This window comes from Thermostichus sp. OS-CIW-30 (genome assembly GCF_054060215.1).
This window is the reverse complement of sequence record NZ_JBSSCZ010000001.1, coordinates 18,938-40,005: the sequence shown is the minus strand read 5'-3', so window position 1 is coordinate 40,005 and position 21,068 is coordinate 18,938. Positions and strand designations below refer to the sequence as shown.

22 protein-coding genes, 1 tRNA gene and 1 other RNA gene are annotated in these 21,068 nt (G+C 58.8%); 19 read left to right on the top strand and 5 right to left on the bottom strand.

Going from position 1 to position 21,068, the window contains the following annotated elements:
• Window positions 1-51: 51 nt before the first annotated feature.
• The 6 genes from ACVWZF_RS00210 (at window position 52) to ACVWZF_RS00185 (ending at window position 6,763) form a co-directional block, all read left to right on the top strand.
• On the top strand, window positions 52-1,905 hold the full coding sequence (locus tag ACVWZF_RS00210) for an NAD(P)H-quinone oxidoreductase subunit F (RefSeq protein WP_041436592.1): 1,854 nt from the start codon (window positions 52-54) through the stop codon (window positions 1,903-1,905).
• A gap of 12 nt (window positions 1,906-1,917) precedes the next feature.
• A complete protein-coding gene (locus ACVWZF_RS00205) occupies window positions 1,918-3,426 on the top strand; it encodes an NADH-quinone oxidoreductase subunit M (RefSeq protein ID WP_011433408.1) in 1,509 nt (502 codons plus the stop codon).
• A 36-nt stretch (window positions 3,427-3,462) separates the two neighbouring features.
• Entirely contained in the window at window positions 3,463-4,644 is a 1,182-nt protein-coding gene (locus tag ACVWZF_RS00200; protein WP_011433407.1) for a CO2 hydration protein, read from the top strand.
• A gap of 82 nt (window positions 4,645-4,726) precedes the next feature.
• A tRNA-Cys gene (locus ACVWZF_RS00195) sits at window positions 4,727-4,798 on the top strand.
• A 34-nt stretch (window positions 4,799-4,832) separates the two neighbouring features.
• The gene (locus ACVWZF_RS00190) at window positions 4,833-5,996 is read left to right on the top strand and encodes a pyridoxal-phosphate-dependent aminotransferase family protein (protein ID WP_011433406.1); all 1,164 of its coding nucleotides are present in this window, start codon (window positions 4,833-4,835) and stop codon (window positions 5,994-5,996) included.
• Between the two features lie 98 nt (window positions 5,997-6,094).
• Window positions 6,095-6,763, top strand: coding sequence for a PHP domain-containing protein (locus ACVWZF_RS00185; protein WP_011433405.1), 669 nt, complete (start codon window positions 6,095-6,097; stop codon window positions 6,761-6,763).
• A gap of 29 nt (window positions 6,764-6,792) precedes the next feature.
• On the opposite strand, the gene ACVWZF_RS00180 is transcribed toward ACVWZF_RS00185, so the two are convergent.
• Window positions 6,793-7,842, bottom strand: coding sequence for a potassium channel family protein (locus ACVWZF_RS00180; protein WP_011433404.1), 1,050 nt, complete (start codon window positions 7,840-7,842; stop codon window positions 6,793-6,795).
• Window positions 7,843-7,930: 88 nt separating this feature from the next.
• Between ACVWZF_RS00180 and ACVWZF_RS00175 the strand changes: the two genes are divergently transcribed.
• On the top strand, window positions 7,931-8,143 hold the full coding sequence (locus tag ACVWZF_RS00175) for a DUF2997 domain-containing protein (RefSeq protein WP_011433403.1): 213 nt from the start codon (window positions 7,931-7,933) through the stop codon (window positions 8,141-8,143).
• Window positions 8,144-8,179: 36 nt separating this feature from the next.
• On the opposite strand, the gene ACVWZF_RS00170 is transcribed toward ACVWZF_RS00175, so the two are convergent.
• Together ACVWZF_RS00170 and petE are read right to left on the bottom strand one after the other, a co-directional pair.
• Entirely contained in the window at window positions 8,180-8,410 is a 231-nt protein-coding gene (locus ACVWZF_RS00170; RefSeq protein WP_011433402.1) for a hypothetical protein, read from the bottom strand.
• Window positions 8,411-8,593: 183 nt separating this feature from the next.
• Window positions 8,594-9,004: a plastocyanin gene (gene petE, locus ACVWZF_RS00165; RefSeq protein WP_011433401.1), complete on the bottom strand. Its 411-nt coding sequence runs from the start codon at window positions 9,002-9,004 to the stop codon at window positions 8,594-8,596.
• A 1,278-nt stretch (window positions 9,005-10,282) separates the two neighbouring features.
• Between petE and ACVWZF_RS00160 the strand changes: the two genes are divergently transcribed.
• The 12 genes from ACVWZF_RS00160 (at window position 10,283) to ACVWZF_RS00105 (ending at window position 18,375) form a co-directional block, all read left to right on the top strand.
• Window positions 10,283-10,687 carry a hypothetical protein gene (locus ACVWZF_RS00160; protein WP_011433399.1) on the top strand — a complete coding sequence of 135 codons (405 nt, stop codon included), beginning with the start codon at window positions 10,283-10,285 and terminating at the stop codon, window positions 10,685-10,687.
• A gap of 131 nt (window positions 10,688-10,818) precedes the next feature.
• The gene (gene ndhO, locus ACVWZF_RS00155) at window positions 10,819-11,037 is read left to right on the top strand and encodes an NAD(P)H-quinone oxidoreductase subunit O (protein ID WP_414352011.1); all 219 of its coding nucleotides are present in this window, start codon (window positions 10,819-10,821) and stop codon (window positions 11,035-11,037) included.
• A 57-nt stretch (window positions 11,038-11,094) separates the two neighbouring features.
• Window positions 11,095-11,922 (top strand): cell division protein FtsQ/DivIB, encoded by an 828-nt coding sequence (locus ACVWZF_RS00150; RefSeq protein WP_457410559.1) that lies wholly within the window; start codon window positions 11,095-11,097, stop codon window positions 11,920-11,922.
• 7 nt (window positions 11,923-11,929) lie between these two features.
• Window positions 11,930-12,655, top strand: coding sequence for an energy-coupling factor ABC transporter ATP-binding protein (locus ACVWZF_RS00145; RefSeq protein ID WP_414373739.1), 726 nt, complete (start codon window positions 11,930-11,932; stop codon window positions 12,653-12,655).
• 524 nt (window positions 12,656-13,179) lie between these two features.
• Complete coding sequence (locus tag ACVWZF_RS00140) at window positions 13,180-13,488, top strand: carbon dioxide-concentrating mechanism protein CcmK (protein ID WP_011430450.1); 309 nt, start codon at window positions 13,180-13,182, stop codon at window positions 13,486-13,488.
• A gap of 71 nt (window positions 13,489-13,559) precedes the next feature.
• Window positions 13,560-13,901 (top strand): carbon dioxide-concentrating mechanism protein CcmK, encoded by a 342-nt coding sequence (locus ACVWZF_RS00135; RefSeq protein WP_011433395.1) that lies wholly within the window; start codon window positions 13,560-13,562, stop codon window positions 13,899-13,901.
• On the top strand, window positions 13,901-14,200 hold the full coding sequence (locus ACVWZF_RS00130; RefSeq protein ID WP_011433394.1) for a EutN/CcmL family microcompartment protein: 300 nt from the start codon (window positions 13,901-13,903) through the stop codon (window positions 14,198-14,200). Before ACVWZF_RS00135 ends, ACVWZF_RS00130 begins: the two co-directional genes overlap by 1 nt.
• Before the next feature lie 71 nt (window positions 14,201-14,271).
• On the top strand, window positions 14,272-16,233 hold the full coding sequence (locus ACVWZF_RS00125; RefSeq protein ID WP_011433393.1) for a ribulose bisphosphate carboxylase small subunit: 1,962 nt from the start codon (window positions 14,272-14,274) through the stop codon (window positions 16,231-16,233).
• Window positions 16,234-16,299: 66 nt separating this feature from the next.
• Complete coding sequence (locus ACVWZF_RS00120) at window positions 16,300-16,983, top strand: LbetaH domain-containing protein (RefSeq protein WP_238376729.1); 684 nt, start codon at window positions 16,300-16,302, stop codon at window positions 16,981-16,983.
• Window positions 16,984-17,015: 32 nt separating this feature from the next.
• On the top strand, window positions 17,016-17,732 hold the full coding sequence (locus tag ACVWZF_RS00115; protein WP_011433391.1) for a carbon dioxide-concentrating mechanism protein CcmK: 717 nt from the start codon (window positions 17,016-17,018) through the stop codon (window positions 17,730-17,732).
• Between the two features lie 72 nt (window positions 17,733-17,804).
• An RNA gene (gene ffs, locus ACVWZF_RS00110) (signal recognition particle sRNA small type) lies at window positions 17,805-17,902 on the top strand.
• A gap of 68 nt (window positions 17,903-17,970) precedes the next feature.
• Window positions 17,971-18,375: a hypothetical protein gene (locus tag ACVWZF_RS00105; RefSeq protein ID WP_011433390.1), complete on the top strand. Its 405-nt coding sequence runs from the start codon at window positions 17,971-17,973 to the stop codon at window positions 18,373-18,375.
• A gap of 333 nt (window positions 18,376-18,708) precedes the next feature.
• Here ACVWZF_RS00105 and serS read toward each other — a convergent pair whose 3' ends face one another.
• Both serS and ilvC read right to left on the bottom strand, forming a co-directional pair.
• On the bottom strand, window positions 18,709-20,016 hold the full coding sequence (gene serS / locus ACVWZF_RS00100) for a serine--tRNA ligase (protein WP_414399944.1): 1,308 nt from the start codon (window positions 20,014-20,016) through the stop codon (window positions 18,709-18,711).
• 34 nt (window positions 20,017-20,050) lie between these two features.
• Complete coding sequence (ilvC, locus tag ACVWZF_RS00095; RefSeq protein ID WP_457394242.1) at window positions 20,051-21,043, bottom strand: ketol-acid reductoisomerase; 993 nt, start codon at window positions 21,041-21,043, stop codon at window positions 20,051-20,053.
• Window positions 21,044-21,068: the final 25 nt, after the last annotated feature.

Below are 21,068 nucleotides of genomic sequence, written 5' to 3'. Positions count from 1 at the left end.
CCGACTTATTGCTGTTAAGTTTAGTTTTCCGTTTTTAAGTATAAGTATTTGATGGCCTTGAACCTTCTTTTGGGGTTGGAGAGCAGTTGGTGGATCCCTTGCTATGGGTGGGCGGGAACAGCTTTGGCCATTCCCTGGGCAACGGGGTGGGTCAAGGGCAGTGGCCCGCGCCCGGCAGCTTACCTCAACATCCTTCTGACTTTTGCCGCCTTTGCCCATGGCCTTTGGCTGTTGCGGCAGGTTTGGGGTCGGGATCCCCAGATCCTGAACTACCCCTGGTTTCGGGTGGCCGATTTGGATTTGACTCTGTCTTTGGAGATCTCGCCCCTGACAATGGGGGCCGTCGTCTGGATCAGCGGTTTGAGCCTGCTGGCCCAGATCTATGCGCTGGGGTATTTGGATAAGGACTGGGGCCTGGGTCGCTTTGCCGCCCTGATGGGCTTTTTCGAGGGGGGAATGACAGGGATCGCCCTCAGCGACTCGCTGTTTTTCAGCTATGCCCTGCTGGAGATGCTCACCCTTTCCACCTATTTGCTGGTGGGCTTTTGGTACGCCCAGCCTCTGGTGGTGACGGCGGCGCGGGATGCGTTTTTAACCAAGCGGGTAGGGGATCTGTTGCTGCTGATGGGGGTGGTGGCAATTTCCAACTTTTCTGGGGCCTTGACCTTTTCCGGCCTGCGGGACTGGGCGGCTACGACTAGCTTGGATCCGGCCTGGGCGGCTTTGATGGGGTTGGCTTTGATTGCAGGGCCTTTGGGGAAATGCGCCCAGTTTCCGCTGCACCTGTGGCTGGATGAGGCGATGGAAGCGCCCAACCCGGCTTCGATTTTGCGCAATTCGGCAGTGGTGGCCTGCGGGGCTTTTGTGCTGATTAAGCTGCAACCGCTACTGGCCCTGTCGCCGATTACGAATGGGGTCTTGGTGGCCATCGGCACGATCACAGCCCTGGGCGGATCCCTGGTGGCCTTGGCGCAAATCGATATCAAACGCACCTTCTCCTACTCCACGAGTGCCTACTTGGGGTTGGTGTTTGTGGCAGTGGGAATGCAGCAGCCGGAGCTGGCCCTGGAGTTGCTGCTCATGCACGGCCTGGCTAAGGCGCTGCTGTTTATGGGGGTGGGATCCCTCATCTACACCACCGCTACCCAAAACCTGACGGAATTGGGAGGGTTGCGCAGCCGTATGCCGGCCACAGTTGCCGCCTTTGCGGTGGGATCCCTGGGGATGGTGGCTCTGCTGCCCCTAGGGTGCTTTTGGACGCTGACCCGCCTGGCGCTGGTCTACAGCGGGGTGCAGCCGGCCCTGGTGGGGGTGCTGCTGCTGGTGAATGGGCTGACGGCTCTCAACCTGGCGCGGGTGTTTGGCCTGGTCTTTTTGGGATCCCCGCAACCCAAAACCCGCCGGGCCCCTGAGGTGGGCTGGCTGATGGCTCTGCCCATGGGCATCCTGACGGTGCAAACCTTGCTCATGCCCTGGCTGTTGGGGCGCTGGGGGCTCTATCCCGACTGGAACCCGCAGCTGAGGTGGATGGCGGCTCTGCTGACGGCTGCTGGGCTGGTGGGGGCAGCCATTGGCGGCTGGCTGTACTGGGGGGACCAACGGAGGGTATATCTGCCCTGGCCGGAGTTGCAGGATCTGCTGGCCCACGACTTTTACACGGGGCACCTCTACCAAGCCCTGGTGGTGCAACCGGTCAGCGCCCTCTCCCGCGGATTGGAGTGGCTGGATCGCAACGGAGTGGACGGCTTGGTGAACGGGGTGAGCCTGGCCTTTTTCTTCAGCGGCGAAGCCCTCAAGTACACCCTGTCGGGGCGGATGCAACTCTATGTGCTGGTGATTGTCATCGGGATGGTGTTGGTTACAGCTTGGCTACTGCGTTCGCCCCATTTGGGGTTGGCCTATTGATGGGAGAGAGCCATGTTGAGCCTTTTGATTGGGATCCCGTTGTTGGGGAGCATCTTGATTGGGTTGATTCCCGAGCAGGCGGGGAAGGGCTTGCACCGGGCTTTGGCCTTGGGGTTTGGGTGGGTTTTGTTTGGCCTGAGCGCGGGGCTGTTGCTGATCTTTGACCCCCACCTTGGATCCCTGCAATTGGCGGAAAGGATGGCCTGGATCCCCCAGTTGGGCTTGGTTTATGAGGTGGGAGTGGATGGGATCTCTCTGCCTTTGGTGGTGATGACCGGGCTGCTGGTGCTGATGGCCATTTGGGCCAGTGGCCAGGTGGAGCGGCCCCGCCTCTACTACAGCTTGGTGCTTATGCTGGCGGCAGCGGTGGCCGGAGCTTTTTTGGCTCAGAATTTGCTGCTGTTTTTCCTGTTCTATGAAGTGGAGCTGATCCCCCTGTATTTGCTCATCGCCATCTGGGGAGGGCCGCGCCGCACCTATGCCGCCACCAAGTTTTTGGTTTACACCGCTCTGTCGGGGATCCTCCTCTTGATTGGCTTTTTCGGCCTCAGTTGGCTGAGCGATGCCCACAGCTTTACCTACACCGTCCTGCAGGCCCACCCTTTACCTCGGCTGTCGCAGATCCTTTTGCTCATTCCCATTCTGCTGGGCCTGGCCATCAAGATCCCCTTGGTGCCCTTCCACACCTGGTTGCCGGATGCCCATGTGGAGGCTTCCACCCCCATTTCCGTGTTGCTGGCGGGTTTGCTTTTGAAGTTGGGCACCTACGGCCTGGTGCGCTTTGGCCTGCAGCTCTTGCCGGATGCCTGGGATCAAGCCGGGCCTTGGCTGGCCGGTTGGGCGGTGGTTAACGTGCTCTATGGATCCCTGAACGCCTTGGTGCAGCAGGATATGAAAAAGCTGGTGGCCTACAGCTCCATTGCCCACATGGGCTACATCCTCTTGGCTGTAGCAGCAGCCACTCCCCTCTCCCTGGTGGGATCCGTCTTCCAGATGGTCAGCCATGGCCTCATCTCCTCGCTGCTGTTTCTTCTGGTGGGAGCCGTCTATGCCAACACCGGCACACGGGATCTCAAGCTGCTGCGGGGATTGCTCAACCCGGAGCGGGGCTTACCGCTTATTGGCAGCTTGATGGTGCTAGGGGTGATGGCCAGTGGCGGCACACCGGGCATGGTGGGCTTTATAGCTGAGTTCACCCTCTTTCGGGGCAGCTTTGCCGTCTTTCCCCTGCAAACGCTCCTGTGCATGGTGGGGACGGGATTGACGGCGGCCTATTTTCTGCTGATGGTGAACCGTGTCTTTTTTGGGCGCCTCTCGCAAGTGGCCATAGCCATGCAACGCCACGCCACTGAAGAGCGCCTGCCTGCTGTTGTTTTGGCAACGCTGGTGGTGTTACTGGGCCTGCAGCCTAGCTGGGCAACCCGCTGGGTGGAGTCCACCACCTTGGCCTTGGCCAAGGCTAACCTAGCTGGTGTTGCAGGACTGGTCACTGCCTTTCAGTTTGGGTTGTCTTCCTTTTGATGATTTGATGAGATCGACGGAGTTTCTTTTGCTCCCATGACTGCCACTCTTGCTCCTGCTCCTTCCTGCTTCTTTCTGGCCGGCTTATCTCCTCTGGAGCAACTGCAACTGGCTCCTATTGTCCAGCGCCTAGAGGCAGGGGGAGCCCTTGTGCCGGATGCCCCTGCCAATCGCCTAGAGGTCATTGGCATCCTGCATAGCTACGGCGAGGTGCTGGATGCCTATTCGCGCAATTTGATCTTTATTGCCGACCACCAATTTTTGGAGCTTTTTCCGGCGTTCAAGTATTTCAACGGCGAGATTACCCTGGGCAAATGGCTGCGCTACCTGTGGCATGACCGCATCAACTACGAGTTTGCCGAATACTGCATGAAGGCTATGCTCTGGCATGGGGGAGGGGGGCTAGACCGCTACCTGGATACCCCTGAATTTGTCGAGCGGGCCAAGAGAGCCATCCGGGCCAAAATCCGCTTCAATCCCTTCTTGCAGGGCTTGGGGATCTTGTTTCCCGACTTTGCTCTAGAACAGGTGCGCATGCTGGCTATGTACAGCGGCTTGGGCCAGTTTTGGCGGGTGATGAGCGATATTTTCCTGGCGCTGGCCAAGCGCTCTGAGACAGAACCCCACCTCACCATTCCCGACGTGGTGGCTCACATCCAGCAGGGGTTGGTGGCAGCTGCCGACAAGCCTATCACCTACGCTCCCTGCATCTGGGGCCGCCGCTACGAGATCATCCCTCTCTCGGCGGGTCTGACTTTCCTATCAGATACGGCTATTCCCTATGTGGAAGCGGTGTTTTTCCGCTCCTTTCCCTTTATGGGCACGGTTTCCTACAACGCCCAGGCCCACCAGATCCCGGCTGAGCAGGCTGACTTTGCCTACGGCGCCCTCTACGCCGATCCGCTGCCGGTAGGCAGCGCTGGGATCCCGCCTACCCTGTTGATGCAGGATATGATGCGCCACCTGCCCCCCTACTTGCGAGAGCACTACCGCCGCCAGCCTCGCGGGGATGATGACCTGCGGGTGAAAATCTGCCTCAGCTTCCAAAAGGCCATGTTCTGTGTTACCACTGCCGCCCTGCGGGCTCTTGCCCCCTTCCCTCTGGAAACTCAGGATCCCCAGCAGCAGTTGGCCAACCGCAAGTTTCTGGCTCCTTGGCTGCAGCGCCTGCTGGGATCCCGTCTGTTAAAGGTGCAGGAAGAAAGGGTTGAGGCCTAGCTGAGCTGGGAACTGCTACTTTTGGTTACTGGAAGGGGGATCCCCTTTTCGGATACAATATCTGCGCCCAGTTGAGCAATGGGGTGGCGTAGCCAAGTGGTAAGGCAGAGGTCTGCAAAACCTCTATGCGCCAGTTCGAATCTGGCCGCCACCTTTTAAACCTCACTTGCATCCCAAGCAGGGCAAGCATGAAAGACAAGCTGATATTGATGATCCCCGGCCCCACTCCCGTTCCCGAGAGTGCGCTGCTGGCGATGGCACGGGGGCCCATCGAGCACCGCAGCAAAGAGTTCACCGCCATTTTGGAAGAGGTCACCGATGGGTTGCGCTGGCTGCACCAAACCACCTCCGATGTGTTTGTCTTTTCCGCCAGTGGCACCGGCGCTATGGAAGCCGGGATCCTCAACACCCTCAGCCCTGGGGATCGGGTTTTGGTGGGGGTGAACGGCAAGTTTGGGGAGCGCTGGGCGGAAATGTCCGAGCAGTTTGGCCTTCAGTGTGAGCGGGTGGAAACCCCCTGGGGGATCCCTTACCCCGTCGAGATCTTCCAAGAAAAGCTGGCTGCCGACCGGGAAAAAACCATCAAAGCCGTCATCCTCACCCACTCGGAGACTTCCAGCGGCGTAGCCAACGATGTCCAAGCCATTGCTGCTGCTGCCCGCGAGCACGGGGAAGCCCTCGTCCTGGTGGATGGGGTCACCAGCGTGGGGGCAATGCCGGTGTTAATGGACGAATGGGGCTTGGATGTGGTGGCCTCGGGATCCCAGAAGGGCTATATGATCCCACCAGGGCTGGGATTTGTGGCCGTCAGCCCGCGGGCCATGGCCGCTACGGAGCGCTCTAGGTTTCCCAAGTACTACTGGAGCTTTAAGCTGGCGCAAAAGGCCCTGCGCCAAGGCACCACTCCCTTTACACCGGCGGTGAACCTGTTTTATGCCCTGCGAACGACGTTACAGATGATGCGGGCAGAGGGTTTGGAGGCCATTTACCGGCGTCATGCCAGGTTATCCCAAGCCACCCGTGCTGGCGTCAAGGCTCTGGGGCTAAAGCTCTTGGTTGATCCAGAGTCAGCGGCCAGTCCTTCGGTAACAGCTGTACTCGCTCCCGAAGGGATCAATGCCGATACCCTTCGCAGCACCTTGAAGAAACACTTCGACATCGCCCTTGCCGCTGGACAAGACCACCTCAAGGGCAAAATCTTCCGCATTGGCCATTTGGGCTTTGTGAGTGACCGCGATGTGCTGATGACCTTGGCTGCTCTGGAGTCAGCTTTACACACCGTGGGCTACAGCGACTTCACCCCAGGGGCGGGAACTCGCGCCGCCGAGGAAGTACTGGCCCACGGCTTCTGAGCCCCCAGCTCAGTAGTCTTTGACCCATAGCACTGACCCTTGCCCCTGGCTACAATGGGGGGACATGCTTAATAAAACTTCAGAACCCAAGGGTGGCTATGGTTGTCAGCTTGGAACGGGATCCCTGCGTGGTGCCTTCTGCTGGGGAGTTGCGGCAGGTGCTACAGGGGGTTGGCCCTCGTTCTTGTCCCTTGCAGTACAACTTTCACCTACACACTCGTTGTTCGGATGGGCAGATGGATCCCGTGGATCTGGCGGAGCAAGCACGCCGGCACGGTCTGAAGGGACTGGCCATCACCGATCACCACACCCTGAAGGGCTACGAGCGAGCCCGCGCCCACCTGGATCGTCCCGACGACCCCATCCTGTGGCCGGGGATCGAGATCACCGCCAACCTGTTGGGCTGTGAAGTGCATATTCTGGGCTACGGCTTCGATCCCACCGATGGTGTCCTGGATCCCTTTGCCCAAGGGGAGCAGGTTCCCGGCTTGCCCGCCGCCGACGCGATCCAGGCCATTCAAGCGGCAGGAGGCTTGGCGGTGTTGGCCCATCCCTTTCGCTATTGCCTGCCTGCAGAGGAAATTGTCCCAGCCGCAGCGGAGTTGGGAATAGATGGCCTTGAGGTCTACTACGCCTACAAAAACCCGGAGATTTGGATCCCTAGCCCGGAAGTGACGGAGAAAGCCGAAGAGCTGGCCGAGACCTACGGACTTTTGAAAACCTGTGGCACCGACTCTCATGGCCCCAGTATTCTGAGGCGGATTTGAGCCAGGCTACCCAGGTGGAGAACGGGCTGCTACGGGCGTGGATAGAGCAGCTGACCAAGCCGGCGCAACTGCTCTGCAGTGCCCATACACAGCAGCAGATCCCCCGGCTGCAACAGGGTTTCTCCGCTGGGGCCACCGATCAACTGGCCATCGGCCCGCCGGATTGCCACCACTAAAGCTCCGGATCGGTTGCGCAAATCGGCTTTCCGTAGGGTTTGCCCGACATAAGGACATTCTTGGGCTGCCAGCTCGTACTCCTCCAGGTAGAAAGTGCGATCCCGACCGGCAAGGATGCCATCCACAAAGTCCACAACCCGAGGACGCAGGGCAGCCGCCGCCATGCGTTTTCCGCCCGTGATGTAAGGAGAAATGGCATGGGCAACGCCCGCCCGCTGCAGTTTTTGCAAAGCCTCCTCCGTATTGGCGCGGGCAATGGTGCGAATGCGGGGGTTCAAGGTGCGGGCCGACAAGACCACGTAGAGGTTCTCGGCATCGGAAGACAGGGCGGCAATCAGCCCCTCCGCCTGTTGCACCCGCGCTTCGAGCAAAGTGGCATCCAGAGTACTATCCCCCTGGAGAGCCACATATCCCAGCTCTTGAGCCACCTGAATCGCCTCAGCAGACTGATCGATCACCAAAAATGGCACCCCTTCTGCTCGAAACTCTTGAGCCACCTGCCGCCCAATGCGCCCGAAACCGCAAATGATGTAGTGGTTGTTCAGCGCTTCCATCTGTTTCTTCCATTTCCGTTGCCGGATCCCTTCCTGAAAATGTCCCTGGATGAGGGCCTCTGTAAAGCGATTCACCATGAACCCAATGCTCAAGACCCCCATCAGGATCAAGGCCACCGTAAATAAACGCCCCCGCTCCCCCAGCGGCCCCACCTCCATGAAGCCCACGGTGGTTAGGGTGATAACGGTCATGTAAAAAGCTTCCACCCAAGGCCACTGCTCCACCCCGTGGTACCAGAGGGTGCCGATCAGCACCACACACACCAATGCCCCCACACCCAAGCCGAGGTCTCGCCGGATCCCGGGATCCCTTTTGGCAGCCTGGAAGGGGGGACGAGCAGAAGCCATAGAGCCCAGCCAGATCTAGCCCAGGAAAAGGAAGCAAGAACTAGAATGGGGAAGAACCCGTTGTTGTTCGGTAACAAGTGGAGTGCGGATGCCTGAATACATCAAAGTGGAATATCGGATCGACAAAAACGGACAGGTCACCGAGACCGTACTGAATGGTTCTGGCTCCAGTTGTACCCTAGCTACCGCCGGCTTGGAATCGGCTCTCGGAACTGTGCAGAAACGGGAGCTCTTGCCGGAGTTTCACCAACTGACTGAAATCGAGAGGGAGTCAGAAGTCTCTTTGAAGCAAACCCGCTGACTCCATATCCATTTGCCTAGGGTTCTCACCATCTTCTCACTTTTTCTTTTTGCTCCCCTTTCCGGCCGTATTGCCGGCCCGTGCCGCTCCAACCGCAGCCTGAAACAGCCAAACAGCCAATGGAGCAGCGACAACCAAGATGATGCTGGTGGGGCCGACGCCAAAATCCGGCTCGCCAGAAGCCAACTCGAAAATTGAGCCAACAGCAGCAATGGCGCTGAGGCAGGAAACGGCCAAGAGCAGGTAACCTTTAACGCTGGTGGTCATAGAGAACCCGTTTGTGGACTAAACTTGTGCAGTACAGGGCAAGCCGGTCGAATGCGTATTCATTCACCAAAAAGCCCTCCCACTCCTGAGAGGGCTAACTTTTATGCTAAAGGCAGGGATCCCTGTCCAGCAAGGCAAAACCAAAAGTGGGATCCCTAGAAGTTCAGCACTTGGGGTGTGGATTTAGCCGTTCACGATGATCTTGCCGACCATTCCGGCCCCACGGTGGGGCGTGCAGTAGTAGGTGTACTCACCTGGAGGAACATCGACAAAAGCTGACTCCACAACCTGCTTGGGAGCTGTAAGCAGCGCCTTGTGGGAGAGTTTGGCCGCCAAAGCCGCATCTCCACCGGGCACCTTGTCAAAGACGACGTTGTGGGGATAGACCTTGTTGTTCACCCATTGGACGGTATCCCCTTGATTGATGGTGAGAGAAGGCGGATCGTAGACCAACTGGGCCTTGTCAGATCCCATTTTGACAATGTAGGTCTCGGCAGCAGCAGGGTTGGACAAGAACGCCACAGCCAATCCCCCAACCACAAGGCTGAGCAGGATGAGCTGCAAACGCTTCACCAGGTTAAAAACTAGAGACATGGATTCCTCTCAAAACGCAACAGCAGCTATCCCGGACTTTGCGGCTCGGTTGTTCCCTTGTATGCAGTGAAGAGAACCCAGCCAGGCGGAGGGACAGCAGGGACACTTGGATTCCTAATGTTCATTATAAGGGGGCTCATCCCAAAATAGAGCATGCCCACCTATGGAGCGGTAGCATCCGTTCTTTAACAGAAGGCCACAGCAGACCGAACCCGTCAAACAACAGAACTCTCTCGCGGGTCTATGGCAACACTTCTGCTGGGCAACCCGATGCGGCTGGATCCCCAACCACTTGGGGTAGAGCATCTTGGCAGTTGGCGAGCGTGCGCAGGGAACCGAGAGCCAGTTTTCCGGGTCGTCCTCATCTCTACCCAAAAGTGCTTCGCAAAGTTTCGCAAAGTAGAGATTCTTTTTCCGTGGGATCCCTTAAAGTCCAAGAGTGTCTTGCCTAACAAATCCGTAGGGTTGTCGATGCACAAGAAGGGCAAATCATCCTAATCTCAAAGAGCAGGTTCTTGGATGCTGCTGGTCGGTATTCCTTTGAGATTCCTCAATAACATCACCTGAAAGTCAGTTGGTTGTTCAGCCCTCACCAAAATAGGGAGTCTGTTAAGATGAGCGTACAGCGTTCACCCGTAGTTGGTCCAAGCAAGAGTCGGCTTGCAACAAGTTTAGAATCGACGGATCAGCGGCTTAACATTCAAATCTTGGCCCGTTGCATCGGCAGTGCCTTGAACCTGGGCGCTCCCCTCAGGGTTGAAGTACACTACACCTCAAAAGTGCAGCAGTAAGGTTTTCTTACCAGGCCGATCTGGAGGCACAGCTTCATACTGCAGTTTTTACTTATCTGAGCCTGGAGTGAGTTTTTGGACTTCTTACTTCACTGTATAGCCATATAGCCACTGCTAGCTAAGACAACGCATCTAGCGTATGAGGAAACTCCTCTGGCTCTCTAGAAGAGAGGAGCGAGCGTAAGCCAATTTCTCGGCCAGAAGGTTGTATGGCAGTCGGCTACAGGGATCCCTGAACTTCCTGATCCTGAGATGCTTTGGGGATGAGTTACATTGCCATCGGCCAAACCCTTTGCCAGAGGTTGAAACTCTCTCCCTCTGAGGTGCGGGATCCAGAAACCCTTCTGCCCCGGAGGGCAGGGTGCTCTAAGTTGGCTTAACATTATTTCATGACCGGGCCTGGCCCTCACCTTGCCAAGGGCGGGTGGCCAATATCAGTGCCTAGGGATCCGGCTCAACTTCCTTACCCATTGCAGGCAAAACGACCATGGTAGGCATCTTCAAGCGCTTGTTCGGCTCGCGCGGCAAAGCTGCGGCCACGTCCTCACCGGAAACTGTTGCTAAGCCAACCCCAAAGAAAGCGAAAAACGACAATACTTTTTTTCTCGACCCAGATGAAGCCAAAACCCTTGGCAACATCGAGTATATGCGCACCCCCAGGATCGTGAAGCACACCTTCCAGGATTTCGGCAGCAAGGAGAAGGTGGAGGTGGTGGAGCAGGTCTCTTCCCTCAGCAAAGTTAAGTTGTCCACAGAGCAAGCCAAAACTCCTGAAACTGCTGCTGAGCAGGGATCCTCCGCTTCAAGCAGCAGCGGAGCAAGCCCACGCCGTCAGGGGGGATCGGACATGGATACCTTCCGCAATATGGCCCGCAGCCTGAGACGCAAATAGGCCAAATTCAGGTTGATCCCCGTCAGAGCCGAGCCAGAGGCTGGATCCCAGCTTTCTTCTTCACGGCAGCGGCAGGCGTGATACAACTGCTATCGAACCGGCTAATCTGCGACTGAACTTGAGGAGGAGCAATGGCGATTAAGCGAGGCACCCTGGTGCGGGCCATCCGCGAGAAACTGGAGGGTAGCTTAGAAGCGCAGGCAAGCGATCCTTTTATTCCCAACTACGTTTTCGAGACCCCCGGAGAAGTCGTGGATATCAAAGGTGACTACCTGCAGATTAAGTTTGGGGCTGTTCCCACCCCTACGGTTTGGCTGCGCGCAGATCAAGTTCAGGAGATTGCGGGTTGAATAGAAGCAGGGAATGCTTCCCATCTCCACACCCTGTGATGGGGTGAAGGGGGATCCATGGCGCTTCTGGCTGCTCCCACCCGTGAACAACTTTTGCAGCGCAGGCGGCTTTTGCGTCGGCAACGGCGCAGCCGGTTTTGGCAGGGATCCTGGCGCCTGACCGGTTCGATGACCCTCTTGGCGCTGCTGGTGCTGGGCCTACGGCAGCCCCACTGGCAAATTCGTCAGCCAGAGCAGATTCAGGTAAAAGGGGCCCACCGGGTCGATCCCGCCTGGATACGGGCACAATTGCCCCTGCAGTATCCCCTCAACATTTGGCAGGTGCAACCGGCTGTTTTGGAAAGGGCTTTGCTGGGATCCCCGACCCGCCCCTCTCCCATCGAAAGCGTCCAGGTGCAGCGGCGGCTGCTGCCGGTGGGTGTCATCGTCCAGGTGCGGGAACGGCAACCTGTGGCGCGCGCGCGATGGGGCAACCAACTGGGCTGGGTGGATGTCCAGGGCAACTGGCTGTCTCCGGATCCCTACCGTTCCCCCGCGTCTTGGCCTGAGCTGGAGCTGCTGGGCTGGGAGAACCACACCCCAGACCAATGGGCGCTGTTGCTCAAGGCTTTGCAGCAATCCGAAATCCAGATTAGGGCAGTGGATTGGCAATCTGGAGCGGGGATCACCCTGCATACTGAGCTGGGCAACGTCTACCTGGGGCCGATTTCCGACCGCTTGCCCTTGCAAATTCAGACCCTCAACCAAATGCGGGATCTGCGCCGCTACTGCGAGTGTACGCCCGACGACATCGTCCACATTGACCTGACCAGCCCCAGTGTGCCCACCTTGCAACTTACCCCCACGGCCACCCAGGAGCGCTGGAAAGACGTGCGGATGCCCTAGCTTTGCTATGAACCCGGTGCCGGCGGTGGAGGTGAACCAATTGTGGACAGCTTATCCCGGTCATCCGCCGGTGCTGCAAGGGCTGGATCTACGGGTCGAGGTTGGGCAACATCTGGGGGTGATCGGCCCCAATGGCGCGGGTAAAACTACCCTGTTCCTCACCCTCTGCGGCCTGTTGCCCCCCTGCTCTGGCCAGGTGAGTTTGTTTGGCCAGCCGCTGCGGCCCGGCCAGTTTCGCCCTGAGGTGGGGTTGGTGTTTCAGGATCCCAACGACCAACTGTTTGCCCCATCGGTGGCCGAAGATGTGGCCTTCGGACTGCGCAATTTGGCCCGTCCTGAGGCGGAGATTGCGGCTGCCGTTCAGGCCGCCCTGCAGATGACCGGCACCCTCCATTTGGCCGATCGTCCCCCCCATCACCTCTCTGGTGGGGAAAAGCGCATGGTTGCCATTGCCGGGATCCTGGCGATGCAGCCCCAGTTGGTGCTCTACGATGAGCCGACAGCCAACCTCGATTTGCGAGCCCGGCGCCGGTTGATAGTTTTTTTGCAACAGGCCGCCCACACTTTTCTGCTGGCTTCCCACGATCTGGAGCTGATCCTGGAGGTGTGCGATCAGGTCATCCTGTTGGATCAAGGGCGGATCTGGGCCCAGGGATCCCCGGCCCACCTGATGGGCCAAGCCGACCTCATGGAAGCCCACGGCCTGGAAGTGCCCCCCTCACTGCGCCGATGATCCAGGAGTCGATGAGCGGTGAAAGTTGAAAAGATGTCAAGAATTATTTTTGAATTGATAACAATTTTGCCTCTCTTAATAAAAAGCTATCGTGCTAATTAAAAATATTGATTTTCGTCCAGGATTAAATAGGGATATCATTTTGTTAAGTCGGGGATCCCTTCTCTGAGTCGTCCTAATCGATTTTGTATGATCGATTGTGTACAAGAAAGATGTGGACTTAGCTCAGAGTTGGCAGCTTTGCCCGCCTGAGTGACAGTTGCGGTTAACCCTGATGGCTCCTACAACCTGTTCTGACTTCAGTCGGAGGTCTGTGGCTCAGAGCCTTCTCCCCTCAGAGGGGGGTCTCTGGTGGCTGGGGTAGGTGTCGCCGGGAAAAGCTGTCAATCGAGATTTGGGCAGAGGATCTCTCTGATGAAATCGAAAGGAGATTGCATGAGCGAACCCAACAAGCGAGATCAATTTGCCTTGTTGCTGGGTTCGACAACGTTCAGGAACTGAGTGTTCAGAAGTGGAGAGTTGATATGCCTATTGCAGTTGGAATGATCGAGACCCGCGGGTTCCCGGCAGTGGTAGAAGCTGCCGATGCCATGGTCAAGGCGGCCCGCGTTACCCTGGTGGGTTACGAAAAAATCGGCAGCGGTCGGGTCACGGTGATCGTGCGGGGGGATGTCTCGGAGGTGCAAGCTTCGGTAGCCGCCGGTTTGGAGTCTGCCAAGCGGGTGAGCGGGGGTGAGATTCTCTCCCACCACATCATTGCCCGTCCCCACGAGAACCTGGAGTTTGTGTTGCCCATCCGCTATACCGAGGCGGTAGAGCAGTTCCGCACCTAGTCCCCACTTCAGTAAAGTTCGCACCCCAGAAAGTTCGCACCCCACTTTCACTTTCAGCGTAAGGAGTACCTATGGCTATTGCAGTTGGAATGATCGAAACCCTGGGCTTCCCGGCAGTGGTAGAAGCTGCCGACGCCATGGTCAAGGCAGCCCGCGTTACCCTGGTGGGTTACGAGAAAATCAGCAGCGGTCGGGTCACCGTGATCGTGCGGGGGGATGTCTCGGAGGTGCAAGCCTCGGTGGCTGCCGGCATTGACTCGGTGAAGCGGGTGAACGGCGGCCAGTTGTTGTCTTGGCACATTATCGCCCGTCCCCACGAGAACCTGGAGTACGTGTTGCCCATTCGCTACACCGAGGATGTGGCTCAGTTCCGCGAAGGGGTAAATGCCATCCGTCCCTTCACCCGTCCCTGATGCGTATTGCCATTGTGCGGGGCACCGTCACCAGCACCCAGAAGGATCCCAGCTTAACGGGCGTGAAGTTTTTGTTGGTGCAGTACGTCGATCTCGAGGGCCAGCCGCAACCCGATTACGCTGTGGCTGCCGATCCGGTGGGGGCCGGCATTGACGAGTGGGTGCTGGTTAGCCAAGGCAGTGCCGCTCGCCAGCCGCAAGGAAACCAGACTCGCCCGCTGGATGCGGTGGTGATGGCGATCATCGATACCGTCAGCGTTGGCGGTCGCTCTCTCTACAACAAGCGCGATCAACGCTAGCTGGGATCCCTTCCCTTCTCATCTCTCTTGCTGCCCTTGTCCGCCCTACTGCGTTCTAGAGGCTCACGGTTATGCCTGCTCACACCTATGCTGCACCGCCAACGCCCTGGTCTCGCCGACTGGCGGAGCCTAAGATCGATCCCACAGCCTACGTGCATTCTTTCTCCAACCTCATTGGGGATGTGCGGGTGGAAGCGGAGGTGCTGATCGCCCCGGGAACTTCCATTCGCGCTGACGAGGGATCCCCCTTCCACATTGGCGCCAGATCCAACATTCAGGATGGGGTGGTCATCCACGGCCTGGAACAGGGGCGGGTGATAGGAGAAGACGGCCAACCCTACTCCGTTTGGATTGGCAGAAACACTTCCATTGCCCACATGGCTCTGATCCACGGGCCGGCCTACGTGGGCAACGACTGCTTTATTGGCTTCCGCTCGACGGTGTTCAACGCTCGGGTTGGGGATGGCTGCATCATCATGTTGCATTGCCTGATCCAGGATGTGGAGATCCCCCCAGGCAAGTACGTGCCTTCTGGATCCATCATCACCACCCAGGCCGAGGCCGACCGGCTGCCCGACGTCCAGGATAGCGATGCCAAGTTTGCCCAACACGTGATCGGCATCAACCAAGCCCTGCGAGAGGGCTACCAGTGCAGCGAAAACCTCGTCTGTATCGCTCCCATCCGCAACGAACTGCAGCGCACCTCTAACTCAACGGCTACGGAGACGGCACCCATGACTCATTCTTCCCATCGCGGCAATGGCCGGAACGGCGGCGGATCCCCTCTCAAGCCGGAGGTGGTGGAGCAAATTCGTGCCCTGTTGGCCCAAGGCTATCGCGTGGGGCTAGAGTATGCCGATGCTCGCCGCTTCAAAACCTCTTCCTGGCAAAGCGAAAGCCCAATCACCAGCACCCACGAGGCGGAGGTGGTGCAGTCATTGGGGGCCATCCTGGCAGAACACCAAGGGGAATATGTGCGCCTGCTGGGGATCGATCCCAAGGCTAAACGGCGGGTGCTGGAGCAAATCATCCAAACCCCCGATGGGCCGGCGCTGGTTTCTGGGATGCCCAGCCGCGTCTCGGCAGCCGCTGCTCCGGGTTCTGGGGCGGTCGGCTCTCGCTCTGGCTCAGGGCTGGAGGAGGAGATCCGGACTTTGTTGGCGCAGGGGTATCGCATTGGCCTGGAGGTGGCCGATGCCCGCCGCTACCGCACCTCTTCTTGGCAGACCTTGGGCAATTTGAGCGGTCAGCCGCAGGAGATCCTGGCCGCTGTTCAGGCTGCCCTAGCAGAGCACCAGGGAGAATATGTGCGCCTGTTGGGGATCGATCCCAAAGGCAAGCGGCGGGTGCTGGAGAAGGTCATTCAAACCCCGCAAGGCCAGGTGAGCAGCAGTCCTGCAGGAACCGGCGTGGTGGCAGATACGGCTCCTGCGGCAGGGGGCAGTGCCGGCCTGGATCTGGAGGTGCAGGAGGAGGTGCATCGGCTGCTGGCCCAAGGCTACCGCATTGGCTACGAGTATGCCGACGAGCGCCGCTTCAAAACCTCTTCCTGGCAGAGTGGGCCGGCCATTCGCGCCACCCGCGGGCCAGAGGTGTTGGCTAAGCTGACGGCTGCCCTGGCGGAGCACCAGGGAGAGTATGTACGCCTGCTGGGGATCGATCCCAAAGGCAAACGGCGGGTCTATGAGCGCATCATCCAAACCCCTAGCGGAAAATCTGCTGCTGCTGCCGCGGCTCCTGCTTCTGCCCCCAAGGGATCCCTTTCTGGCACCCGCCTCAGCGCCGAGGTGGTGGCTCAGGTGCAGCAGTTGCTCAGCCAAGGCTACCGCATCGGCACCGAACATGCGGACAAGCGCCGTTTTCGCACGTCTTCCTGGCAAAGCTGTAGCCCCATCGAGGCCACCCAAGTGCCGCAAGTGGTGGCGGCTCTAGAAGCCTGCCTGGCGGAACACCAGGGAGAATACGTTCGCCTGCTGGGGATCGATCCCAAGGCCAAACGGCGAGTGCTGGAGCAAATCATCCAAACCCCTTGAGGGATCCCAGCTTTTTTTGACCTCTGTTGGTTCAAGCCCAACCCCCCAGCGATGAGGAGCACTTTGTTGGCCTCTACTTTGCCCAACTCCATGACGCTCCGCGCCTTGCCTGGCCAGAACGACGAAACTCGCTATTTTGTCAGTGGTGAGGTACAGGTGGAAGCCGGGGCGGGGATTGGGGCAGGGGTGCTGCTGCGGGCCAACCCCGGCTGTCGAATTCACATCGGGCGCGGCGCGTGTATCGGCATGGGATCCGTTCTGCACGCCTGTGGGGGATCCCTCATCGTGGAGGCGGGAGCAACCTTGGGAATGGGGGTGCTGGTGATCGGGCAGGGCACCATCGGCAAAAACGCCTGCATCGGCTCAGAAACCACAGTGCTGAATTGTTCGGTGCTCAGCCAAGCAGTCATTCCCCCCGGCTCGCTGATCGGGGATCCCACCTATGGTTTCGATCTCCAGGAGGCGGGCGGCAGCAAGCCCATCCCGGCAGAGCCCTCGCCGGCGGCAGTGGAAATGGCTCCAGAGATGTCGCCTGAGCCGTCTCCCCCACCCAGTTCTCCGGTGGCCAATGTTGAAAAGCAAACCCGCCGCTGGCAGGAAGCTGCCGAGCAAACCCAAGAAAAGTCCGGTTCCCCAAGGACCAAAACGCGCAACCTCAACGGGATCCCTGGCCATTGGGAATTGGATCGCCTCTTGAGCAAGATTTATCCCCATCGACAGGTGCTCTCCTCTGGGGATAGCCGGCTCTGATGGCTAAACTGGCGTGAGTAGTTAGGATGCCGATGTCAACCTCCCTGGGCCTGATTCAGACGCGCAGCTTTCCGGTCATCGTGCGCATTGCTGACGCCATGACCAAGTCGGCAGGCGTGACGCTGATCGGCTTTGAGAAAACCTCGGGGGGCTATTGCACAGCCATTGTGCGGGGGGGAATTGCCGATGTGCGCATTGCCATTGAGGAGGGAATTGAGCTGGCCCGCCAGTTTGACCAAGAGGAGATCTCCAGTTTGGTGATCCCGCGCCCCCTGCCCAACTTGGAAGTGGTACTGCCGATCAGCAGCAAGCTGTCTCAACTGGCACAAAACCGCGGCTACAGCCGCCTCAGTAACTTGGCCGTGGGCCTGCTGGAAACTCGCGGCTTCCCGGCAATGGTAGGAGCTGCCGATGTCATGCTCAAAACCGCGGATGTCCAACTGGCGGCCTACGAGACCATTGGGGATGGCCTATGTACGGCCATTATCCGCGGTACGGTAGCCAACGTGGCCATTGCCATCGATGCCGGCATGTACGAAGCAGAGCGCATTGGGGAACTGCACGCGGTGGCGGTGATCCCGCGCCCTCTGGATGAGCTGGAGCAAGCCCTGCCGGTGGCCAGTTGTTTTGTTGCCCAGCCAGTGACCTTGCCGGTGACCCTTCCTCAAGTTCAGGAACAGGAAGTGCAGCGCAACGATACGGCTGTGGAACGGATCCCTGTTTATCTGGAGCCGCCTGAAACTCCCTAGCCCCCTGAGCAATCCATCTGTTGCCCAAGAAAGCCGAGCAGGGCAGAACGGAAAAATGCTAGGCTACTGAAAGACCTGGGTCCGTGCAGCTCCGACGCCCAAACCGTGTCAGGATCGGAAGATAGCAGCACCACGGGATGCTCAGAGCAGGCGCGTCAACCCGGGTCGCCCTTTGCTACCCCACTTTCCTCTCTGCTGGGTCATTCCCCTTCTCGCCTTTCTCCCCCTTGTCCTAGCAATGTCCGAGACAGACAATCCCCTCGCCAACTGGGCTCAAAAGGCTTTCTACCTCGGCATGGGTCTGGCCGCTGTGGCCGCGGATAATGCTGCCAAGGTGGCTGGCAAAGCGGGTAGCCGTCTGATGGAATTGCGCAAGCAGGCGCAAGCTTTGGTGGACGAGCTGGTGGAGCGGGGGGCGATGACCGCTGAGGAGGCGCGGGCTTACATGGATGCCATCGCTGCCAACGCCAACCGCAAGGGGGAATACAGACAAACTGCCGGCCCCCGCAAGATCACCATTGATGACATTAGCGATACCGAGGGCGAGGCAGGCACGGCCATCGAACTTTCGGAAGCGGCCCGTCTGCGCCAGAAGATCGCCGAATTGCAAGCTGAGTTGGATCGCCTCAAGGGCAAATCTTGAGCGGAAGGACAGCCCGGCAGGAAGGTAGGAATGCATTGCTTCCTAGCTCCTCTCCCCTTTTGCATAGCGGAAGCGGTACCGCAGAGCACTTGGGAAGTGTCTCAACCTAACTTGAAATGACCCTAAAGATTGAGGCTACCGTCAGGTGGATCGTCTCTGTGAAGTGTTAGGGATCCTCGCCCTTTAGAGCCGGGGGCAGGTCAAGGTTGTTCATTTCAGAGGTTTCAAAAAACTGCCGTGAGACAGCTTGCAATTCTCCGTCGTCGGAGAAAAGATGGGAACACCCGCCTATCTGGGCAGGAGCATCTCAATCCAATCTTGTTGAGTTTGAGCTCAGGCAGCAGGAATGAGGATCCCGTCTTCCGAGAGAAACCGGGAGCTGAGAAAGGGACGCAGCGCCTTGGGAATGCGAATCGAGCCATCCGGCTGTTGGTGATTTTCCAGCAGGGCAGCCAGAGAGCGCCCCACCGCCAAGCCAGATCCGTTCAGGGTGTGGACAAACTGGGTGCCTTTCTGGCCGGCTTCTTTGTAGCGCAGGTTAGCACGGCGGGCCTGAAAGTCCCAGCAGTTGGAGCAACTGGAGATCTCGCGGTATTGATTTTGGGAGGGGAACCACACCTCCAAGTCAAAGCAGCGGGCTGCCGCAAAGCCCAAATCGCCGCTACACAGCTCCACCACCCGGTAGGGCAGCTCCAGCATCTGTAAGATGGCCTCGGCATCCTGCACCAGCTTCTCGTGTTCGGCTTCCGATTGATCTGGGCGAGTGACCTTGACCAGCTCCACTTTTTGAAATTGGTGCAATCGGATCAGCCCCTTGGTGTCGCGGCCATAGCTGCCCGCCTCGCGGCGAAAACATGGGGTGTAAGCACAGAAGTAGAGAGGAAGGGACTCCGCAGGGATTACCTCATCCCGGTACAGATTGGTAAGGGGAACTTCCGCCGTCGGGATCAGCCACAGGTCGTCATCAGCACAGCGAAAACTATCTTCGGCGAACTTGGGCAATTGCCCCGTCCCCTGCAAAGCGGCGCTGTTGACCAAAAAGGGTGGGATCACCTCGGTGTAGCCGGCTGCAACGTGGCGCTCCAGCATCATGGCAATCAAAGCCCGTTCCAGGGCCGCGCCCGCCCCTACCATAGCCACAAAGCGGCTTTGGGCCACTTTGACCGCACGGCCAATCTCCAGCAACCCCAGTTTTTCGGCAATCTCGTCATGGGGAAGGACAGGATGGGCCGGCTTTAGCTCCTCACCCCAGCGGCGCACCTCTACATTGTCGGCCTCATCTCGGCCAACCGGCACGCTGGGCAGGGGCAAATTGGGCAGGGTAAGCAGCCGAGCACGAATCTCCTCTTCCAGCTCCCGTTCCTGCTGCTCCAGTTGGGCAATCTCGGCCTTGAGATCCACCCCCCGCTGCCGCAGGGCCGCCACTTCGGGGCCTTGGGGATCCGCCCCCTGGCGGATGATCTCGCCGACTTTTTTGCCGAGGCTGTTGCTTTCGGCCTGCAGGGATCCCTTGCGGGTCTCCAACTGCCGCCGCTCCCGATCCAACTGCAGGATCCCATCCAGATCGACTGTGGCCCGGCGGTTTTGCAGGGCTTGGCGTACCTGTTCAGGGCGATCCCGCAGCAGCTTCAGATCCAGCACAGAGATGGTCTACCCTCAGCTCCAGATATCCGACCTATTTCTTTAGCCAGCTAAACATGGCCCGCAGCTCCCTGCCCACCTGTTCAATGGGGTGTTCGGCCTCGCGGCGCCGCATCGCAGTAAACCCTGGCTTGCCGGCCTGATTTTCCAAGACAAATTCACGGGCAAATTGGCCGCTTTGAATCTCGGCGAGGATGCGTTTCATCTCGGCGCGGGTTTGCTCCGTAATGATGCGGGGGCCACGGGTGTAGTCGCCGTATTCTGCCGTGTTGGAGATGCTCTGGCGCATTTTTTCCAGGCCGCCCTCGACGATGAGATCCACGATCAGCTTCACCTCGTGCAGGCACTCGAAGTAGGCCAGTTCCGGCTGGTAGCCCGCTTCCACCAAGGTTTCAAACCCCGCTTTGATCAGAGCCGTCAGCCCACCGCAGAGCACCACCTGCTCGCCAAAGAGGTCGGTTTCGGTCTCTTCCCGGAAGGTGGTTTCCAAAATGCCGGCCCGCGTGCCACCGATGGCTTTGGCATAGGCCATGGCCCGCTCCCGTGCCATTCCCGAGGCATCTTGATAGACGGCAAACAGGCAGGGCACCCCTTCCCCCGCTTGGTAGGTGCGCCGCACCAAGTGCCCAGGGCCTTTGGGGGCAACCATGATGACATCCACGTCTGCCGGCGGCTGGATCTGCCCGAAGTGAATGTTGAAGCCGTGGGCAAAGAGGAGCACGTTCCCCGGCTGCAGGTGGGGACGGATTTCGCCCTGGAAAACGGCCTTTTGCACTTCATCGGGCAGCAAAACCATTACCCAATCGGCGGCAGCGGCAGCATCCGCCACCGTTTTGACCATTAAGCCGTCTTGCTCGGCTTTGGGCCAGGAAGGGCTGCCAGGGTAAAGGCCAACGATGACCTGGACACCGCTATCGCGCAAGTTGAGGGCGTGGGCGTGGCCTTGGCTGCCATAGCCGATGATGGCAACGGTTTTATCGGCCAAAGGCTCCAGGTTGGCGTCGGTGTCGTAGTAGAGGCGGGCCATGGTCGAGCAGGGCGTGAGCAGGTGC

Excerpts from the sequence above, each read along its gene's own strand:
- petE (WP_011433401.1), bottom strand. The coding sequence starts at position 9,004 with ATGTCTCTAGTTTTTAACCTGGTGAAGCGTTTGCAGCTCATCCTGCTC.
- ACVWZF_RS00170 (WP_011433402.1), bottom strand. The coding sequence starts at position 8,410 with ATGACCACCAGCGTTAAAGGTTACCTGCTCTTGGCCGTTTCCTGCCTC.
- ACVWZF_RS00145 (WP_414373739.1), top strand. The coding sequence starts at position 11,930 with ATGAACCCGGTGCCGGCGGTGGAGGTGAACCAATTGTGGACAGCTTAT.
- ACVWZF_RS00125 (WP_011433393.1), top strand. The coding sequence starts at position 14,272 with ATGCCTGCTCACACCTATGCTGCACCGCCAACGCCCTGGTCTCGCCGA.
- ACVWZF_RS00135 (WP_011433395.1), top strand. The coding sequence starts at position 13,560 with ATGGCTATTGCAGTTGGAATGATCGAAACCCTGGGCTTCCCGGCAGTG.
- ndhO (WP_414352011.1), top strand. The coding sequence starts at position 10,819 with ATGGCGATTAAGCGAGGCACCCTGGTGCGGGCCATCCGCGAGAAACTG.
- ACVWZF_RS00160 (WP_011433399.1), top strand. The coding sequence starts at position 10,283 with ATGGTAGGCATCTTCAAGCGCTTGTTCGGCTCGCGCGGCAAAGCTGCG.
- ACVWZF_RS00200 (WP_011433407.1), top strand. The coding sequence starts at position 3,463 with ATGACTGCCACTCTTGCTCCTGCTCCTTCCTGCTTCTTTCTGGCCGGC.
- ACVWZF_RS00150 (WP_457410559.1), top strand. The coding sequence starts at position 11,095 with ATGGCGCTTCTGGCTGCTCCCACCCGTGAACAACTTTTGCAGCGCAGG.
- ACVWZF_RS00175 (WP_011433403.1), top strand. The coding sequence starts at position 7,931 with ATGCCTGAATACATCAAAGTGGAATATCGGATCGACAAAAACGGACAG.
- ACVWZF_RS00130 (WP_011433394.1), top strand. The coding sequence starts at position 13,901 with ATGCGTATTGCCATTGTGCGGGGCACCGTCACCAGCACCCAGAAGGAT.
- ACVWZF_RS00115 (WP_011433391.1), top strand. The coding sequence starts at position 17,016 with ATGTCAACCTCCCTGGGCCTGATTCAGACGCGCAGCTTTCCGGTCATC.
- ACVWZF_RS00210 (WP_041436592.1), top strand. The coding sequence starts at position 52 with ATGGCCTTGAACCTTCTTTTGGGGTTGGAGAGCAGTTGGTGGATCCCT.
- ACVWZF_RS00105 (WP_011433390.1), top strand. The coding sequence starts at position 17,971 with ATGTCCGAGACAGACAATCCCCTCGCCAACTGGGCTCAAAAGGCTTTC.
- ilvC (WP_457394242.1), bottom strand. The coding sequence starts at position 21,043 with ATGGCCCGCCTCTACTACGACACCGACGCCAACCTGGAGCCTTTGGCC.
- ACVWZF_RS00190 (WP_011433406.1), top strand. The coding sequence starts at position 4,833 with ATGAAAGACAAGCTGATATTGATGATCCCCGGCCCCACTCCCGTTCCC.
- ACVWZF_RS00180 (WP_011433404.1), bottom strand. The coding sequence starts at position 7,842 with ATGGCTTCTGCTCGTCCCCCCTTCCAGGCTGCCAAAAGGGATCCCGGG.
- ACVWZF_RS00205 (WP_011433408.1), top strand. The coding sequence starts at position 1,918 with ATGTTGAGCCTTTTGATTGGGATCCCGTTGTTGGGGAGCATCTTGATT.
- ACVWZF_RS00140 (WP_011430450.1), top strand. The coding sequence starts at position 13,180 with ATGCCTATTGCAGTTGGAATGATCGAGACCCGCGGGTTCCCGGCAGTG.
- ACVWZF_RS00185 (WP_011433405.1), top strand. The coding sequence starts at position 6,095 with ATGGTTGTCAGCTTGGAACGGGATCCCTGCGTGGTGCCTTCTGCTGGG.